This window comes from Loktanella atrilutea (genome assembly GCF_900128995.1).
GTDB classification, from domain to species: Bacteria; Pseudomonadota; Alphaproteobacteria; order Rhodobacterales; family Rhodobacteraceae; genus Loktanella; species Loktanella atrilutea.
Genome location: NZ_FQUE01000001.1, coordinates 711335 through 729173 on the forward strand (window position 1 = coordinate 711335; position 17839 = coordinate 729173).

The 17839-nt window shown below is 66.6% G+C and carries 20 protein-coding genes and 1 other RNA gene; 14 read left to right on the forward strand and 7 right to left on the reverse strand.

Translation table 11 applies throughout. From position 1 onward, the window contains the following. The first annotated feature begins 24 nt into the window (after positions 1–24). Positions 25–516 carry a DUF4188 domain-containing protein gene (locus BUA54_RS03415; protein WP_072856134.1) on the forward strand — a complete coding sequence of 164 codons (492 nt, stop codon included), beginning with the start codon at positions 25–27 and terminating at the stop codon, positions 514–516. Here the strand turns inward: BUA54_RS03415 and BUA54_RS03420 are convergent. The 5 genes from BUA54_RS03420 to BUA54_RS03440 are packed head-to-tail and all read right to left on the reverse strand — an operon-like array spanning position 513 to position 4804. Then, positions 513–1538: a sensor histidine kinase gene (locus tag BUA54_RS03420; RefSeq protein ID WP_072855769.1), complete on the reverse strand. Its 1026-nt coding sequence runs from the start codon at positions 1536–1538 to the stop codon at positions 513–515. The two genes, BUA54_RS03415 and BUA54_RS03420, sit on opposite strands and share 4 nt — an antisense overlap. A 12-nt stretch (positions 1539–1550) precedes the next feature. Then, positions 1551–2756, reverse strand: coding sequence for a trans-sulfuration enzyme family protein (locus BUA54_RS03425; RefSeq protein WP_072855770.1), 1206 nt, complete (start codon positions 2754–2756; stop codon positions 1551–1553). Next, the gene (locus BUA54_RS03430; RefSeq protein ID WP_072855771.1) at positions 2753–3277 is read right to left on the reverse strand and encodes a gamma carbonic anhydrase family protein; all 525 of its coding nucleotides are present in this window, start codon (positions 3275–3277) and stop codon (positions 2753–2755) included. The genes BUA54_RS03425 and BUA54_RS03430 overlap by 4 nt, the downstream gene beginning before the upstream one ends. A gap of 2 nt (positions 3278–3279) precedes the next feature. Then, positions 3280–3915 (reverse strand): guanylate kinase, encoded by a 636-nt coding sequence (gene gmk, locus BUA54_RS03435; protein ID WP_072855772.1) that lies wholly within the window; start codon positions 3913–3915, stop codon positions 3280–3282. A gap of 4 nt (positions 3916–3919) precedes the next feature. After that, on the reverse strand, positions 3920–4804 hold the full coding sequence (locus BUA54_RS03440; protein ID WP_072855773.1) for a YicC/YloC family endoribonuclease: 885 nt from the start codon (positions 4802–4804) through the stop codon (positions 3920–3922). A 192-nt stretch (positions 4805–4996) separates the two neighbouring features. On the opposite strand from BUA54_RS03440, the gene BUA54_RS03445 reads away from it, so the two are divergent. Next, positions 4997–5635, forward strand: a complete 639-nt coding sequence (locus BUA54_RS03445) for a PAS domain-containing protein (protein ID WP_072855774.1) — start codon at positions 4997–4999, stop codon at positions 5633–5635. 5 nt (positions 5636–5640) lie between these two features. On the opposite strand, the gene BUA54_RS03450 is transcribed toward BUA54_RS03445, so the two are convergent. Next, a complete protein-coding gene (locus BUA54_RS03450; protein WP_072855775.1) occupies positions 5641–6006 on the reverse strand; it encodes a DUF2200 domain-containing protein in 366 nt (121 codons plus the stop codon). 89 nt (positions 6007–6095) lie between these two features. Beyond that, positions 6096–7466: a class II 3-deoxy-7-phosphoheptulonate synthase gene (locus BUA54_RS03455; protein WP_072855776.1), complete on the reverse strand. Its 1371-nt coding sequence runs from the start codon at positions 7464–7466 to the stop codon at positions 6096–6098. Between the two features lie 188 nt (positions 7467–7654). On the opposite strand from BUA54_RS03455, the gene BUA54_RS03460 reads away from it, so the two are divergent. From BUA54_RS03460 to BUA54_RS03515, 12 genes are all read left to right on the forward strand, one after another. Then, positions 7655–8656, forward strand: a complete 1002-nt coding sequence (locus BUA54_RS03460; protein WP_072855777.1) for a GlxA family transcriptional regulator — start codon at positions 7655–7657, stop codon at positions 8654–8656. A 133-nt stretch (positions 8657–8789) separates the two neighbouring features. Then, entirely contained in the window at positions 8790–9986 is a 1197-nt protein-coding gene (locus tag BUA54_RS03465; RefSeq protein WP_072855778.1) for an ABC transporter substrate-binding protein, read from the forward strand. Between the two features lie 84 nt (positions 9987–10070). Then, positions 10071–10856, forward strand: coding sequence for an ABC transporter ATP-binding protein (locus BUA54_RS03470; RefSeq protein ID WP_072855779.1), 786 nt, complete (start codon positions 10071–10073; stop codon positions 10854–10856). A 117-nt stretch (positions 10857–10973) separates the two neighbouring features. Then, the gene (locus tag BUA54_RS03475) at positions 10974–11795 is read left to right on the forward strand and encodes an ABC transporter ATP-binding protein (RefSeq protein WP_072855780.1); all 822 of its coding nucleotides are present in this window, start codon (positions 10974–10976) and stop codon (positions 11793–11795) included. Positions 11796–11803: 8 nt separating this feature from the next. After that, complete coding sequence (locus BUA54_RS03480) at positions 11804–12178, forward strand: hypothetical protein (protein ID WP_143155328.1); 375 nt, start codon at positions 11804–11806, stop codon at positions 12176–12178. Next, the gene (locus BUA54_RS03485; protein ID WP_072855782.1) at positions 12178–13188 is read left to right on the forward strand and encodes a branched-chain amino acid ABC transporter permease; all 1011 of its coding nucleotides are present in this window, start codon (positions 12178–12180) and stop codon (positions 13186–13188) included. The genes BUA54_RS03480 and BUA54_RS03485 overlap by 1 nt, the downstream gene beginning before the upstream one ends. Further along, positions 13185–14519, forward strand: coding sequence for a branched-chain amino acid ABC transporter permease (locus tag BUA54_RS03490; protein ID WP_072855783.1), 1335 nt, complete (start codon positions 13185–13187; stop codon positions 14517–14519). The genes BUA54_RS03485 and BUA54_RS03490 overlap by 4 nt, the downstream gene beginning before the upstream one ends. Positions 14520–14602: 83 nt before the next feature. Next, positions 14603–15265, forward strand: coding sequence for a phosphatidylserine decarboxylase (locus tag BUA54_RS03495; RefSeq protein ID WP_072855784.1), 663 nt, complete (start codon positions 14603–14605; stop codon positions 15263–15265). A 3-nt stretch (positions 15266–15268) separates the two neighbouring features. Beyond that, the gene (gene pssA, locus BUA54_RS03500; RefSeq protein ID WP_072855785.1) at positions 15269–15985 is read left to right on the forward strand and encodes a CDP-diacylglycerol--serine O-phosphatidyltransferase; all 717 of its coding nucleotides are present in this window, start codon (positions 15269–15271) and stop codon (positions 15983–15985) included. 29 nt (positions 15986–16014) lie between these two features. Next, positions 16015–16366: a transfer-messenger RNA gene (gene ssrA / locus BUA54_RS03505) on the forward strand. 81 nt (positions 16367–16447) lie between these two features. Further along, the gene (locus BUA54_RS03510) at positions 16448–17179 is read left to right on the forward strand and encodes a phytochelatin synthase family protein (protein ID WP_072855786.1); all 732 of its coding nucleotides are present in this window, start codon (positions 16448–16450) and stop codon (positions 17177–17179) included. Continuing rightward, entirely contained in the window at positions 17176–17829 is a 654-nt protein-coding gene (locus BUA54_RS03515; protein WP_072855787.1) for a DUF1194 domain-containing protein, read from the forward strand. The genes BUA54_RS03510 and BUA54_RS03515 overlap by 4 nt, the downstream gene beginning before the upstream one ends. The last annotated feature ends 10 nt before the right edge of the window (positions 17830–17839 follow it).

A 17839-nucleotide genomic window follows, 5' to 3' on the forward strand; every position in this document is an offset into this window, starting at 1 on the left:
CCTCGCAGCCTCATGGTCATCCCGATGCCACCCATCGACCCCCGCCGCATGTCCGCCCGGATCGAGGGCGATTTCGTCGTCTTCCTGATCGGGTTGCGCATCAACGCCTGGCACAAGCCGCAGAAATGGTTTCCCGCGCTGATGGCCATGCCGCGGATGCTGCAGGAACTGGCGGCGCGCCCGGTCGAGGAGACCGGCTTCCTTGGCCACAATGGACTGAACCGGCACTGCATCGTGCAATACTGGCGCAGTTTCGATCACCTCGAATCCTATGCCCGCGCCCCGGATCGCTCCCATTTCCCCGCTTGGACCGCGTTCAATGCCCGGATGAAGGACAGCCGCGGCGACGTCGGCATTTGGCATGAAACCTACCTTGTCCGCGCCGGTGACTTCGAGGCGATCTATTCCGGCATGCCGCCCTACGGACTGGGCCGTGTGGCGGAACGGGTGCCCGCGACCGGCAGCCGAAACGCCGCCCGAGGCCGGCTGCGGACGACGGCACCGACGCGCGACTAGGCCAGCGGCAGAATCACGGTGAATGTCGTGCCCTGCCCCAGCGTGCTGTCGATCACCAGCCGCCCGCGGTGCCGGTTCACGATATGCTTGACGATCGCCAGCCCCAGCCCGGTCCCCCCCAGCGCCCGGCTGCGGTGGGTGTCGACGCGGTAGAACCGCTCGGTCAGGCGCGGGATGTGGTGCGCGGCGATGCCCGGCCCACGGTCCTGCACATGCAGTGCCACGCCCTCGCCCCGCAGCACCCGGTGCGGTGCGGGCGCGTCCAGCGTCACGTTCAGCACCCCGCCGCTGGCGCCGTATTTCACCGCGTTCTCGATCAGGTTCCCCACCACCTGCCGCATCTGGTTTGCATCCGCGCGGACCTCTGCCCGCCCGCTGTCGTCGGTCAGGGTGACGGTGACGCCAGAGGCCGCGATGACGGGTTCGAGGTCGGCCAGCGTCGCCGCAACCAGCGGCCCGAACTCCACCGCCGTGGCGGGGCGCATGCGCTCGTTCTCCTCGACACGGCTCAGCGACAGCAGGTCGTCGACCAGATGCGTCATCCGCGCCGTCTCGCGCTCCATGATGCCAAGGAACCGCTCGCGGGCCGGCGCGTCGTTGCGGGCAGCACCGCGCAGCGTCTCGATGAAGCCCTGCAGCGCCGTCAGCGGCGTGCGCAGCTCGTGGCTGACGTTGGCGACGAAGTCACGGCGGAACTGGCCCACCGCTTCTGCCGCCGTGCGGTCCTCGAAGGTCAGGACGATGCGACCCGCGTCGGGTGTCACATGCACCAGCCACGTCGTGTCGCGCCCGCCGTCGCTGCCCAGCCAGCGGGTCTGGCCGGGCTGGCCGCTGCGCAGGGCCGTCTCGATCGCCTCCAGCGTGATCGGCTGGCGCAGGGCGTTGATGTAATGGCGGCCGACGACATGGTGGCCCAGCACCGCGGCCAGCGAGGGGCTGATCGCCGCGACCGTCTGGTCGGCGGCGATCAGCATGACAGGGAACGGCAGGGCCGAGGTCGGGATCGCCGTCGCGTCAACCATGCCCGCGTCCCATCAGGTCTGGCTGGCCGCCGCCACGGCAGCGCCCAGTTCCGCGATCAGCAGGTCCGCATCCTCCACCCCGACAGAGACGCGGAAGAATCCTTCGGTGATCCCCAGCGCCGCGCGCCCCTCGGGCGTCAGGCCGCGGTGGGACGAGGACGGCGGATGCGACAGCGTCGTGCCGATGTCGCCCAGCGTCGGCGCGAACGCGATGTCGGGTGCGGCCTGCGTCAGCTTGTTTGCCGCTTCGCGCCCGCCGTGCAGGGCGAATGACAGCATGTTGCCGCCCTGCCCGTCCAGCAGCGCCACGGCGCGGTTGTGATCCGGATGGTCGCTTCGCGTGGGATAGAGGACCTGCTTCACGCCCGGCATATCCGCCAGCGCATCCGCCAGACGCCGCGCATTGTCCTGTGCCGCGCGGTGGCGCAGGTGGAAGGAATGCAGCCCCCGCTCTGCCAGCCAGCAGTCGAAGGGGCTGGGGGTCAGCCCCCATGTCACGTTGGCGTCGTTCATCCGGGTCCGCAGATCGGGGTCCTGCGTCGCGACATAACCCAGCGTCGCGTCCGAATGGCCCGCCAGCAGCTTCGTCACCGAATGGACGACGATATCGGCACCCTTCGACAACGGCTGATAAGCCACGGGAGTCGTGAAGGTATTGTCCACAACCAGCAGGATGCCGCGCTCTTTCGCCAGCGCCACGATACCGTCCATGTCAGCAACCCGGATCGTCGGGTTCGACACGACCTCCACCAGGATCATGCGGGTGTTGGGCCGCAGCGCGGCCGCCATCGCCTTCGCATCCGTGGGATCGGCCAAAGAGGTCTCGATTCCCAGCCGCGGCAGGTCCTGCGCCATCAGCCGCAGGGACCGACCGTAAAGCTGATCGCCGCCCAGAACGTGATCGCCCGCCTTCAGCAGACCGAGGAACACCGCACCGATCGCCGACATGCCGGACCCGGTGACGATACCGCCGCCGGACGCCGGATCGACGCCTTCCAGCATGTCGATCTTCTCGGCCAGCACCTGCGCGTTGGGGTGGCCTTCGCGGGCATAGGTATAACCAGACTTGTCCGCATACTGCGCGTCCAGCGCGTCGGGGTCCGGGCTGGAATAGACGACCGAGGGCTGCAGCGGCGTCACCACCGGCCGCGACACGGAGGTCGGCCACTCGGTGCGGCGGACGATGCTTTTCAGGGGGGCTTTCGGGGTCTGCGTCATTCCATCTCTTTCAGATCGCGGGCAAAGCGCGCCGCATTTTCGCTGTAGTGCAGGGCCGAGGCGCGCAGCCGCTGGATTGCCGCTTCGTCCAGATCGCGCACCACCTTGCCGGGCGCCCCCATGACAAGGCTGCCGTCGGGAATGACCTTGCCCTCGGTCACCAGAGCGCCCGCCCCGATCAGGCAGTTCGCGCCGATGACGGCGCCGTTCAGGACCGTCGCCCCCATGCCGATCAGGCTGTTGGCGCCGATGGTGCAGCCGTGCAGCATCGCCTTGTGACCGATCGTGCAGCCCGCGCCGATGGTCAGCGGAAAGCCCATGTCCGTGTGCAGCACGCAGTTTTCCTGAATGTTGCTGCCGGCGCCGACGCTGATCAGCTCGTTGTCGCCGCGCAGGGTCGCGTTGAACCAGACGCTGCTGCCCGGTTCCAGCCGCACACGGCCTAGAACATGGGCGCCGGGCGCGATCCAGACGTCGTCGGCCACGTCGGGTGTCACGTTGCCAAGGGCATAAAGGGCCATGTTCAGCGCTCCTCGAACTGGCGTTGCAGGGTGCGGACGTGGTCCAGCAGGTCGGGCTGCTGCGCCCGCCGCAGGCGTTCCGCGCTGATGATGGTGCGCAGCTGCGCCTCGGTCACGTCAAGGTCGTCGTTCACCAAGACATAGTCATAGCTGTCCCAGTGACTGATCTCGTCCCAGCTTTTCTGCATCCGGCGGTTGATCGTGTCGGGCGCATCCTGCCCGCGTTCCACCAGCCGGCGGTGCAGTTCCGTGATCGAAGGCGGCAGGATGAAGATCGACAGCACCGCGTCCTGCAGGTCCGAGTTGGCGATCTGCTGCGCCCCCTGCCAGTCCACGTCGAACAGCACGTCGCGCCCCGCCTCGATCGCCCGCTGCACCGGGGCCTTCGGACTACCGTAGTAATTGTCGAAGACCCGCGCGTGTTCCAGCATGCCGCGGTCGTCCACCAGCTTGCGGAAGGCGGGTTCGGTCACGAAATGATAATCGGTGCCGTCGATCTCTCCCGGTCGGGGGGCGCGGGTGGTGGCCGAGACGGAGAACGACAATGTCGCATCCCAGCCCATCAGCCGCCGCGCGAGGGTGGATTTCCCGGCCCCCGACGGCGACGACAGGATGATCAGTAAACCGCGTCGTGCCATGGGGTTATTCCACGTTCTGGATCTGCTCGCGCATCTGGTCGACGACCAGCTTCAGCGCAAGGCCCACCTGTGTCAGATCCGTGTCCTGCGACTTGGCGCAAAGCGTGTTGACCTCGCGGTTGAACTCCTGCGCGAGAAAGTCGAGGCGGCGGCCCGCGGGGGCGTCGTCCTCGATGATGTCCCAGGCGGCGGCGACGTGGGCCTTCAGGCGGTCCAGTTCTTCGGTCACGTCCTGCTTGACCGCCAGCACCGCCAGTTCCTGTACCAGCCGCGCGTCGTCGGCGGCAGTGACCTCCATGATGCGGGCATAGGCCTCTCGCAGGGCCTGCCGCACCCGGGGCTGACGCGCTTCGGCCAGCGTGCGGGCCTCGTCGATAAGGGCGCGGATGCGGTCCAGCTGGTCGGCCACGATGCGTTGCAGGGCATCGCCCTCCTGCTTGCGCATGGCGCGGAAGTCCGACAGCAGCGGGCCGATGTCGGTGGTCAGCGCGGCGATCAGCGCGTCGTCGTTGCCCGTCGCCGCCGTCCCGATCACCCCGCGCGAGAACAGCACGTCGGCCGCGGTCGGCTGAGCCAGCGTGACACCGGCCGCAAAGGCGCGTTCCTGCACCAGATCCAGCGCGTGCAGCACCCGGTCCAGTTGCCTTTCGTCGATGTCGAGGTCCTGCGCGTCCGACGTCCGCGTCAGCCGCAGGTTCACCGTGACCGTGCCCCGGTGCAGCGCCTTGCCAAGTGCCGTACGCAGCGTCTGTTCCAGCCGGTCCATGCCGTCCGGAAGCCGCGTGCGGATATCCAGACCGCGCCCGTTCACGCCCCGCATCTCCCAGTGCCAGCTGGCGGTGTCGGTCTGGCCGGTGCGGCTGGCAAAGGCGGTCATCGAATGCGTCATGCAAGGTCCCTTTTGATCGTGGCAGCACCTAAGGGAATTCCGCCGCCCGGGGCAAGGGGCCGCCGTCTGCGGAGTCGATTAACCGCTTAAGACTTTCTTAAGTGATTTCGGCCCATAAAAGTTTAAGATTTTCTTAACAGCAGCAGTCCCGCCAAGGCCGCCGCGCCCCGTTGCCAAAGGACGTTTTTCCCCATGTTCGACCGCACAGATCCCCGCTCCGCGCCGACCGCCGCCGCCTCTCGCCTGCCGGAGGCCGAGCGTGCCGTCCTGCGCCTGCTGGAGGAGGACTGGCGTCAGATGTGCAGCGGCAGGGAAATCCCGGTCCACGCCCAGCTGGACCCGCACGCCTTGCACAACGCCCTGCCCCATGCCTTCCTGCTGCAGCGCACGGCGCCCGGTGCAGTGCGGATCCGCGTCGCAGGACAGCGGCTGCACGACCTGCTGCGGGTCGACCCGCGCGGCATGTCCTTCGGTACCTTCTTTACTGCCGCGGCGCGCGACGTGGCGATGAACATCGTCGAGTCCGCCTTCGACGCCCCCGCCATCGTGGGTCTGCCCCTGACGGCGTCGCGCGGGCTGGGGCGCCAGCCGATGAAGGCGGAGTTGCTGCTGCTGCCGATGCGCGACGCCCAGGGCCAGACCACCCGCATGATGGGCGCGCTGGTTGCCGCGGGCCCGCTGGGCAACCGCAGCTATCGCTTCGACATCGCAGAGGACGCGACTCTGCGCTTCGACGACCTGAACCTGCCCTTCGACGACCGCCGCAGCCACCGCGCACGACCCGTCCCGGGCCAGCGGCCGGTGCTGCGACTGGTGGTGGACAACACCTGACCGGTTCAGCCGCGCCGCATGACTTTTTGAAGCGGCCTGCCCTTCGCCAGTTCGTCCACGACCTTGTCGAGGCGGCGGATGTCGCGGGTCAGCGGGTTGGCGATCTCCTCCACCCGGACGCCGCAGATGACGCCGGTGATCCGCTCTGCTTCGGCAGGCGGACTTGCCTGCGCGAACAGCGTCGCAAAGGTGGCATCCGCTTGCGAAAGGACGTCGAGTGCTGCCTGATCCAGACCGGTCAGCCACCGGATGACGGTGTCCAGCTCCTCTTGCGTCCGGCCCTTGCGCCTCACCTTGGCCAGATACATCGGATAGACCTTTGCATAGCGCAGACCGGCGATTCGCGCGTCATGGGCCGTGGCTGTGGTCATCGCAACATCCTCCCCCGGTGCAACCAGCGCAGTTTACGCGAAAAAGGCGCCCCGCAGGACGCCTTTTTGAAACGCGCGTGCGGCCCGGCTCAGCTGGCCTTGGCTTCCGCCATCTTTTCGCGCCGCGCGCCGAGTTCCTCGGCCACGAGGAACGCCAGTTCCAGCGACTGGCTGGCGTTCAGCCGGGGGTCGCAAGCGGTGTGGTAGCGGCTCGACAGGTCCTCGTCCGTGACCGCCCGGACGCCGCCGGTGCATTCGGTCACGTCCTTGCCCGTCATCTCGAAATGCACGCCGCCGGGGATCGTGCCCTCTGCGTTGTGGATGTCGAAGAACTCGCGCACCTCGCGCAGCACGCTTTCGAACGGCCGGGTCTTGTAGCCCGAGGACGACTTGATCGTGTTGCCGTGCATCGGGTCGCAGGACCAGACGACCTTGGCGCCTTCCTCTTCCACGGCCTTGATCAGCCGCGGCAGGTGATCGCCCACCTGCCCCGCACCGAACCGCGCAATCAGCGTCAGGCGACCGGCGTCGTTGTCGGGGTTCAAAGAGTTCATCAGCGACTTGAGGTGGCCGGACGTCATGCTCGGCCCGCACTTCAGACCGATCGGGTTCATCACGCCCTTGCAGTATTCCACATGCGCGCCGTCCGGCTGCCGCGTGCGGTCGCCGATCCAGATCATGTGACCCGACCCAGCCAGCCACTTGCCAGAGGTGGAATCGACCCGCGTCAGCGCCTCTTCGTATTCCAGCAGCAGCGCCTCGTGGCTGGTGTAGAATTCAACCGTCTGCAATTCGTGGTTCGTCTCGGTGCTCAGCCCCGCCGCTTCCATGAAGTCGAGCGTATCGCTGATCCGGTTCGCCAGATCGCGGTATTTCTCGGCCTCGGGCTTGTCGGTGAACCCCAGCGTCCAGGCGTGGACCTTGTGCACGTCGGCGTAACCCCCCGTCGAGAACGCCCGCAGCAGGTTCAGCGAGGCCGCCGCCTGCAGGTAGGCCTGTTCCATCCGCGCCGGGTCCGGCATCCGGGATTCCGGCGTGAAGTCGAAACCGTTGATGATGTCGCCGCGGTAGCTGGGCAGCTCCTGTCCGCCCACCACCTCGGTCGGGGCGGACCGCGGCTTGGCCATCTGGCCCGCCATGCGCCCCAGCTTCACCACCGGGACCTTGGCGCCATAGGTCAGCACCATCGCCATCTGCAGCATCACCTTGAAGGTGTCGCGGATGCTGTCGGCGCTGAACTCGGCAAAGCTCTCGGCGCAGTCGCCGCCCTGCAGCAAGAACGCCTCGCCACGGCTGACCTTGGCCAGATGCGACCGCAGGCGGCGCGCCTCGCCCGCAAAGACCAGCGGCGGATAGGAAGACAGCTTGCGCTCGACCGCGTCCAGGCTTGCGGCATCGGTATAATCCGGCATCTGCACCCGCGGCTTCGCGCGCCAGTCCGATTTTTTCCAGTTGGTCATCTGACCCTCCCGTGGCCGGTCCGTATTCATTCGAGCGGCGCTTATAGCGCGGGCGCCGTCGCGGGCCAATGGGGAATCGGGGTCGAAAAGCGACCGCTTCTGCCGCAAAAGATCATAATTCGGGCAGGCCCCCCTTGTGGCACCCGCCGTTCCGCGATTGTGTTTCGCGCAGAGTCAACGGGGTCGTCATGCAAGTCGCGCCACAGATCATAGAGACCGGTCACACGGGCAAGCCGCGGCGCTTCGTCTTCGTGCTGCTGGACCAATTCACCATGCTTTGCTTCTCGGCCGCGATCGAAAGCCTGCGCATCGCCAACCGCACAGCGGGGCGCAAGCTCTATGACTGGACCATCCTCGGCGAGGGCGGCGAAACGGCGACCTGTTCCAATGGTTGCACCTTCCGGCTGGACGGCGACCTGATCGAGCTGGACCGCGACGACACCATCATGCTGTGCGGCGGCATCGACATCGCAGAGGCGACCACCCGCCGCATCCTGAACTGGCTGCGCCGCGAGGCGCGCCGCGGCGCCGCCGTCGCGGGGCTGTGCACCGCGGGTTACACCATGGCACGGGCGGGACTGCTGAACGGGCGACGCGCCACGATCCATTGGGAAAACCAGGACAGTTTCTCCGAGGAATTCGAGGACGTGAACCTGACCAAGTCGGTCTTCGTCATCGACGGCAACCGGATCACCACCGCCGGCGGCACGGCGTCCATCGACCTGATGTTGAAGATCGTGGCCGACGACCACGGCGAGGATCTGGCCAATGCGGTCGCCGACATCCTGATCTATTCCGCGATCCGCACGGATCAGGACACCCAGCGCCTGTCGATCCCCACGCGCATCGGCGTGCGGCACCCCAAACTCAGCCGCGTGATCCAGCTGATGGAAAGCAATATCGAGGATCCGATCAGCCCCGCGACGCTCGCCCATGACGTCGGCATGTCGACCCGGCAGCTGGAACGCCTGTTCCGCCGTTACCTGTCGCGCAGCCCCAAGCGGTATTACATGGAACTGCGCCTGTCGAAGGCGCGCAACCTGCTGATGCAGACCGACATGACGGTCATCAACGTGGCGCTGGCCTGCGGCTTTGCCTCGCCGTCGCACTTTTCCAAATGCTACCGGTCGCACTACGACACGACCCCCTACCGCGAACGCGGCACCCATGCGGGCAAGTTGCAGGCCTGATCGCGATGCGCGGCCCGATCCGCCTGCAGACCTTGCGTCAATCGGGCGGAACGCCTTGAAATCGCGGCTTCACAATCCGTTCAGCGCTGCTAGTCTGCGCTGCAGAATAATAAACCAACCTGGGAGACTTTCGATGAACAAACTGCTTCTGGCGACCGCCGCCACCGCCCTGATGGCCGGACAGGCCTTTGCCGAGTCCCATACCGGCGACATCAAGATCGGGGTCGAGCTTGGCTTTACCGGCCCGCTGGAATCCATCACCCCCGCCATGGGTGCCGGCGCCGACCTTGCGATCAAGGAAGTGAACGACGCGGGCACGCTGCTGGACGGTGCCACCGTGACGGCCGTGCGCGCCGACAGCACCTGCATCGACGCGGGTGCCGCGACGGCCGCGGCCGAAGGTCTCGTGACCGGCGACATGGTCAATGCGATCATGGGCGCCGACTGCTCCGGCGTGACCGGCGCGATCCTGCAGAACGTGGCCCGCCCCAACGGCATCGTGATGATCTCCCCCTCCGCCACCTCGCCCGCCCTGTCGGACGCAGAAGATGACGGTTTGTTCTTCCGCACCGCACCGTCGGACGCGCGTCAAGGCGTCGTGATGACAGAGATCCTGATGGACAAGGGCATCAAGACCGTCGCCGTGACCTACACCAACAACGACTACGGCAAGGGTCTGGCCGACAGCTTCGAGGCGGCCTTCAAGGAAGCCGGTGGCGAGGTCACGATCTCTGCCGCGCACGAGGACGGCAAGGGCGACTATTCGTCCGAGGTGGCCGCACTGGCCGCTGCCGGCGGCGACGTGCTGGTCGTGGCCGGCTATACCGACCAGGGCGGCAAGGGCATCATCCAGAACGCGCTCGACACCGGCGCCTTCGACACCTTCGTCCTGCCTGACGGCATGGTCGGCCAGCAGCTGGTGGATGACATCGGCGAGGGGCTGAACGGGTCCTTCGGCCAGTTCCCCGGCACCGACAGCCAGGGCGCAGAGCTGTTCCAGGCGATGGCGAAAGAAGCGGGCTTCGACGGCACCGGGGCCTTCGCACCGGAATCCTACGACGCCGCGGCGCTGATCATGCTGGCGATGGAGGCGGCAAAGTCCAATCAGTCCGCAGACTTCAAGGACAAGGTCATGGACGTCGCCAACGCGCCGGGCACCGAAATCTTTCCGGGCGAGCTGGCCAAGGCGATCGACCTGCTGAAGGCGGGAGAGGACATCGATTATGTCGGCGCGACCGCGGTCGAACTGATCGGACCCGGCGAATCCGCGGGCAACTACCGCGAGATCGAGATCAAGGACGGCAAGATCGAGACCGTCAAGTTCCGCTGAACCGAAACCGGACGGCGCGGAAGGTTTTCCGCGCCGTTCCAATAGCTTGCGGCGCACTCTGAATGGGCCGGACGGGGACACCGCATGATCGTCGTTGAAAATCTGGTGAAGACCTTTGGTGGTTTTCACGCCGTGGACGGGGCGAGCCTGACAATCCGCGAAGGGTCGATCACCGGGCTGATCGGGCCCAACGGCGCCGGAAAGACCACGCTTTTCAACGTGATCGCGGGCGTTCTTCAGCCGACCTCTGGCCGCGTGACGATGCAGGGGCAGGACATCACCGGCCTGCCGCCGCACGACCTGTTCCACCGCGGCTTGCTGCGCACCTTCCAGATCGCGCACGAATTCCCTTCCATGACCTGCCGCGAGAACCTGATGATGGTCCCCGCGGGCCAGACTGGCGAGACCCTGTGGAACACCTGGTTCGGCCGCAAGCGGATCGCGAACGAGGAACGCGCCCTGCGGGCGAAAGCCGACGAAGTGCTGGACTTCCTGACGGTGTCCCATCTGGCCGACCACAAGGCGGGACAGATCTCTGGCGGGCAGAAGAAGCTGCTGGAACTGGGCCGCACGATGATGGTCGATGCCCGGATCGTGTTTCTGGACGAGGTCGGCGCCGGCGTGAACCGCACGCTGCTGAACACCATCGGCGACGCCATCCTGCGGTTGAATCAAGAGCGCGGCTATACATTCGTCGTGATCGAGCACGACATGGATTTCATCGAACGTCTCTGCGATCCGGTGATCTGCATGGCCGAAGGCCGCGTGCTGGCCGAAGGCACGCTGGCCGAGATCAAGGCCAACGAGCAGGTGATCGAGGCCTATCTCGGGACCGGCCTCAAAAACAAAGATCAGGTGGCAACTGCATGATGTGTCCGCACTTTTGGCCAGCGGCGGCAGGGGGCTGTCTGCCCCCTCTGCGCTGCCGCGCATTCACCCCCGAAGGTATTTTCGACGAGAAGAAGACCCGACCGGAAGGGCTGGCGCATGTCTGACACCCCCTACCAGGACGATCGCGGCAACAAGGACCGGTCGATCACCAGACCGGGCGGCGGCACGGCGCAGCCGCATGCGCCGGGGCGCACGACGCCCGCCCCCGGCACGCCGTTCCTGATCGGCGACGCGATGACGGGCGGCTACGGCAAGGGGCCGGACATCCTGCATGCCTGCACCATCGCCGTCGATCCGGGCGAGATCGCCGTGATCGTCGGCCCCAACGGCGCCGGCAAGTCGACGGCGATGAAGGCGATGTTCGGGATGCTCGACGTGCGGTCGGGCCACGTGATGCTGGACGGCGAGGACATCACCGACCTGTCGCCGCAGCAGCGGGTCGTCAAGGGGATGGGCTTCGTGCCGCAGACGCAGAACATCTTCACCTCGATGACGGTGGAGGAGAACCTCGAGATGGGTGCCTTCATCCGCCGCGACGATTTTCGAGACACGATGGCGCAGATCTACGACCTGTTTCCGATCCTGAAGGAAAAGCGCCTGCAGCCCGCGGGCGAACTGTCCGGCGGCCAGCGCCAGCAGGTCGCCGTGGGCCGGGCGCTGATGACCAAACCCAAGGTACTGATGCTGGACGAGCCCACCGCCGGTGTCAGCCCGATCGTGATGGACGAGCTCTTCGACCGCATCATCGAGGTCGCCCGCACCGGCATCCCGATCCTGATGGTCGAACAGAATGCCCGGCAGGCCCTCGAGATCGCCGACAAGGCCTATGTCCTCGTGCAGGGCGCCAACGCCCATACGGGCACCGGCAAGGAACTGCTCGCCGACCCCGAGGTGCGGCGGAGTTTTCTGGGCGGATGATGCGCGCCGTGATCCTCACCGGTGCGCTGGCCTGCCATGCGACGCTCGCCGCGGCGGAGGGTGCGGTGCAGGTGCTGTCCTGCACCGCCACCACCTCCTGTGATGAGCGGGGGTCCTGCACGCCCGCGACCGATGCGGTAACCTTCACCCTGACCCCGGTGCAGGTGGATGCGGACGGCGCCGGGCAGTTCACCATTGCCTACGGTGATGTTACGGCCCAGATGGGCAGCCTGTCCCGGACCGGCCCCTTCGTCTGGGCCGAGGGCGAGGCCGACACACAAAGTCTGCTGGTCAGCGGCCCGGACAGCCTCGTCTGGGTCCGGCAGGACCGCGGCACGCCCAATGCCACCACACTCTTTCTGACCTGCAAGGACCCGGCCTGATGGAACTGCTCAACGGTCTCGTCTTTCTGACGAACTTCGTCATCGTCCCGGCGCTGGCCTATGGCGCGCAGCTGGCCATCGGCGCGCTGGGGGTCACGCTGGTCTATGCGATCCTGCGGTTTTCCAACTTCGCCCACGGCGACACCATGGCCTTCGGCACTGCCGTCACGATCAAGGTGACAGCAGTGCTGGTGGCGCTTGGGGTGACGCTGGGACCCTTGCCGACGGCCCTGCTTGCGCTGCCCGTGGGGATCGCCGCGACGGGGCTTCTGCTGTTGGGGACCGACTGGCTGGTCTACAAGTTCTACCGCGAGCAGAAGGCGAAGCCGGTGATCCTCGTGATCGTCTCGCTCGGCGTCATGTTCGTGCTGAACGGCCTGACCCGTGTCTTCATCGGCGTGCGCGACATCCAGTTCGCCGACGGCGCGCGGTTCCTGTTCACCGTGCAGCAGTTCAAGGCCTGGTCCGGGCTGGACGAAGGGCTGGCGGTCCGCACGACGCAGGCGATCACGCTGGTCACGGCGGCGATCACGGTGGCGGTGCTGTTCTGGTTCCTGAACAAGACCCGCACCGGCAAGTCGATGCGGGCCTTTTCAGACAACGAGGATCTGGCCCTGCTGTCGGGCATCGACCCCGACCGCGTGGTCCGCGTGACATGGCTGATCGTCGCGGCGCTCGCGACCATCGCGGGGGTGCTCTACGGGCTCGACAAGTCGTTCAAGGCCTTCACCTACTTCCAGCTGCTGCTGCCGATCTTCGCCGCCGCCATCGTAGGCGGCATCGGCAACCCGGTGGGTGCCATCGCGGGCGGCTTTCTGATCGCCTTCGCCGAGGTCACGGTGACCTATCCGCTGAAGAAGGTGCTGACCTACTGGCTGCCTGACGGCATGGGGCCCGACGGGCTCGTCCAACTGCTGTCGGGCGACTACAAGTTCGCCGTCAGCTTCATGATCCTGCTGATCGTGCTGCTGTTCAAACCGACCGGCCTGTTCAAGGGGCAGAGCATATGACCGACCGCCGTCGCACCGGCCTGTTCGCGGGCCTCGTCGCGCTGCTGATCCTCGGCACCGGGTTTTTCGACAACTGGAACCTCGCGCTCATCATCCTGAACTACGGGTTGATCTCTGCCATCATGGCGCTGGGGGTGAACCTGCAGTGGGGTCTGGCCGGACTCTTCAACGTCGGCATCATGGGCTTCGTGGCGCTGGGGGGCCTCGCCTCTGTCCTGCTGTCGATGCCGCCGGTCCGCGAAAGCTGGGCCGCAGGCGGCGGGCGCACGCTTTTGGGGCTGGCGATCGGGGCGGTGGCGATCGTGGCGCTGGTTGCGGTCTACAAGCGGATGCGCAAGGGGCGCACGCGCGCCTTCGTCATGCTGGCGCTGACCATCGCGGGCTTCTTCGCCTTCCGCACCGTGTTCGACGGCGGGGTAGAGGCGATCGAGGCGGTGAACGCGGCCTCTGCCGGCTACCTCGGCGGGCTGAACTTCGGCGGTGACACGGGACGCGACTGGTGGTGGATGCCGATTCTCGGCTGGCCGGTGGGCGGGTTGCTGGCCGCGGGCGCCGCATGGGCCATCGGCAAGACGGCGCTGGGGCTGCGCAGCGATTACCTTGCCATCGCGACGCTGGGCATCGCGGAAATCATCATCGCCGTGCTGAAGAACGAGAACTGGCTGTCGCGCGGCGTGCAGAACGTGACCGGCCTGCCCCGCCCCGTGCCGTACGAGACCGATCTGCAGGCCGATCCCGCCTTCGTCGCCGCGGCGGCCGAATTCGGCATCGACCCGACGACGGCCTCGACGCTCACGGTCAAGCTGGCCTACGCCGGGCTCTTTGCCGTTTTCCTCATCGTGATCCTGATCCTCGCGCAACGGGCCCTGCATTCCCCCTGGGGCCGCATGATGCGGGCGATCCGCGACAACGAGGTCGCGGCAGAGGCGATGGGCAAGGACGTCACCCGCCGCCATCTGCAGATCTTCATCATCGGATCTGCGATCTGCGGGCTGGCGGGCGCGATGATGACGACGCTCGACGGGCAGTTGACGCCCGCCTCCTACCAGCCGCTGCGCTTCACCTTCCTCGTCTGGGTCATGGTGATCGTCGGCGGTTCCGGCAACAACATCGGCGCGGCGCTGGGGGGCATGCTGATCTGGTGGCTTTGGGTCGCCGTAGGCGAATACGGGCCCGACCTGATGATCTGGGCAACCTCGGCCCTGCACGCGGATTCCGCGCTGAAGGCCAGCCTGATCGATTCCGCGCCGCAGATGCGGTTCCTCGTCATGGGGACGGTGCTGTTGCTGATCCTGCGGTTCAGCCCCCGCGGCATCCTGCCCGAAAAGTAGGCCGCGGCCCCGCGATCGGCCTTGCGCTTCACGCCCTCACACCTATGAGGGGTGAATGGCACCTCATTACGGGACCGACGCGCATGAACATGGCCAGCACCTTCATCAAGCCGATGCACCCCGAGGGGCGGCGCTTCGTCGCGATCTTCGGCGCGGTCACGCTGGTGCTGTTCCTGATCTGGGACCCGCTGGGCTGGCTGGGCGTGCTGCTGACGGTCTGGTGCTACTACTTCTTCCGCGATCCGGAGCGTGTGACGCCCGACCGCCCGGGCCTTGTCATCAGCCCCGCAGACGGCATCGTCAGCCTGATCGAACCCGCCGTCCCGCCGGCAGAGCTTGGGATGGCCGACGTGCCCCTGACCCGGGTCAGCGTCTTCATGAACGTCTTCAACTGCCATGTGAACCGCGCGCCGGTGGCGGGCACGGTCAAGGCCATCGCCTATCGGCCGGGCAAGTTCTTCAATGCGTCGCTGGACAAGGCGAGCGTGGATAACGAGCGCAACTCACTGCGGATCACCATGGCTGACGGGCGCGACATCGCCGTGGTGCAGATCGCGGGCCTCGTCGCCCGAAGGATCGTCTGCTTCGTGAAACCGGAGGCACCGCTTGCCGCCGGCGAACGCTTTGGCCTGATCCGCTTCGGGTCGCGCCTCGACGTCTATCTGCCCGACGGCGTGGCGCCGCTGGTCGCCATCGGCCAGACCATGGTCGCGGGCGAGACCGTCATCGCAGATCTGAAGGGCTGAGGCATGGCCCGCCGCGACGTCCCCCTGCTGCAACTGCTGCCCAACGCGCTGACGATCACCGCGATCGGCGCGGGCCTGTCGGCGATCCGCGCCGCGGTCGAGCACGACTTCAAGACCGCGGTGCTGCTGATCCTGTTCGCGGCCCTGCTGGACGGGATCGACGGACGTGTGGCACGGCTGCTGGGCAGTTATTCCAAGGTGGGAGCAGAGCTCGATTCCCTCGCGGATTTCGTCAACTTCGGCGTGGCGGCGCCCCTGATGCTCTACTTCTGGGCGCTGCAGGATTACCGCAAGATCGGCTGGATCGCGGTGCTGGTCTTCGCGATCTGCTGTGTCCTGCGGCTGGCCCGCTTCAACGTCGACGCCAAGGAGGCGCCGAGCGGCACCAAGGCCGACCATTTCGTCGGCGTCCCCTCGCCCGCGGGCGCGATGCTGGTCTTGCTGCCGATGTTCACCTCTTTCGCTTTCGCGGATGCGGCCCTGCTGCCGGACCCGCTTCTCTGCCTTTACATGGCGGGGATCGGCTTGCTGATGATCAGCGGCCTCCGCACCTCGTCCTTCAAGTCGGTGCGGATCGCCCGCGGCAACGTGCGCTATGCCCTGCTGGGCGTGGTCGTGCTGATCGCGGCGCTGCTGGCCTATCCATGGATCACGCTGGTCGCGCTGTGCCTGGCTTATATCGTGGGGGTCGTCTGGGGCGCCCTGCGGCCCTCGCACTGACCGGTCCCTTTCACGCCCCGCGCCGATCCCCCCTTGCCACTCCGCCCACTGGCGCCTATCTGTAAGGTGTCCTTCGGGACTATGGACATAAACGCGCTCGTAATAAGCGGATCGGACCCGGGGGCGGTACCCGGCGGCTCCACCAACACTCTGGTCATTTGCCAGCGATGGGGCCGAAACAGGATCGACGAACGTCTAAAGGGGTTATGCTTTGTCCCGGTGAGTTACCACCGTTATCGGTACGAAAAAGCTAGTTGCAAATGACAACAAAGCACCGATGGCCCTCGCAGCGTAAGCTGTGCGGAATATCGAAACCTTAAGCCCTTAGGTTTTGCGACCTAAGGCGGGGTCCGCAGGTACCTGGCAACAGAAACCTGCACCTTTCCCCACGCATCACGCCCCCTTTTCGGCAGCCGCTTGGCCGTCTAGCCTGACGACATCCCGCCACGAAAGGATTTCGCCATGCGCCTGCTTCTTCCGCTCCTCCTCTTCGCCGGACCGCTGGCGGCACAGGACACGCAGCCCAAGCTGGGGCCGAACGCCACGCCGATCACCGCCGACAACGCCTTTCTGCGCGATCACCCGGCGCCGGATTACTGGGCGTTCTCGCCCTTCGTGAAACCGCAGTTCAGCACCTCTGCCTGTTCCATCGCCACCGTCACCGCGGCGTTGAACGGCCTGACCGGCCTTGCCCCCAATGCAGAGGACGAGGTGATGACCCAACAGGTCCTGCTGGACCGCACCGGCGATTCCACCTGGGCCGACCTGTCGGCAGAAGGCGGCGACGGCGTCACCTTTCAGCAGCTGGCCGATTTCACCGCGCAGGCGCTCGCTGCCGACGGTCTGGCCGACCGCATCGTCACCACCTACCAGCCCGCCGATACCGCGGCGATCGACGACGTGCGCACCATGCTGGCGGAAAACGAGGCGACCGCCGACAACGCCCTGCTGCTTTACTTCAATCAGGGCGTCGTGACAGGCGACTGGGACGGGCCGCACATTTCCCTCATCGGGGCCTATGACGCAGAAGCCGACCGGGTCCTTATCCTCGAGGTCGATCAGGAGTGGTATATCCCCTACTGGACCCCGGTGCCGGTGCTGATGGAGGCGATGACCAAGCCCACCGGCGCAGAGCATGGCCCGCTGGAGGGCGAGACCGGCGGCCTCGTGATGATCGGCGCCCCTGTCGGATGAGGGGTGCGCTTCTCGGCCTGCTGGCCTGTCTGGGTGTGCCGGGGCTAGCCACGGCCTGCGACACGGCCCTGATGCTGACGATCGACGTCTCGAATTCCGTCGACACGGCCGAGTACCGCCTGCAGGCAGAGGGGCTGGCCGACGCCCTGACCGATCCCGACATCGTGGACGCGCTGGTGCGCGGTCAGGGCGCGCTCTCGGTCGTCCAGTGGTCCGGCGTCGACCGGCAAAGCGTCGCCGTCCCGTGGACGCGCATCCGCTCCGCTCTCGATGTGGCGCGCCTGTCGGACGCGGCCCGGCTGATGCCGCGCGCCTACACCCTGTCGGGCACCGCCCCTGCGCAGGCGATCCTGTTCTCGCTGTCGAACTTCGGCCCGGTGATGGACTGCAAGCGGCGCGTCATCGACATTTCGGGCGACGGCACGCCCAACACCGGCGGCGACGTCGCTGCCGCCCGGCGTCAGGCAGAGCGTGACGGAATCACCATCAACGCCATCGCCATCGAATCGATGGGTCAGGCGATCACCAATTTCTACGCGCGGCAGGTCATCACCCGCGACGGTTTCGTCATGACCGCGCGCATGCACCGCGACTATCCGCGTGCCATCCGGGCCAAGATCCTGCGCGAACTGACCCGCGTCATCAGCTGACCGGATGCCC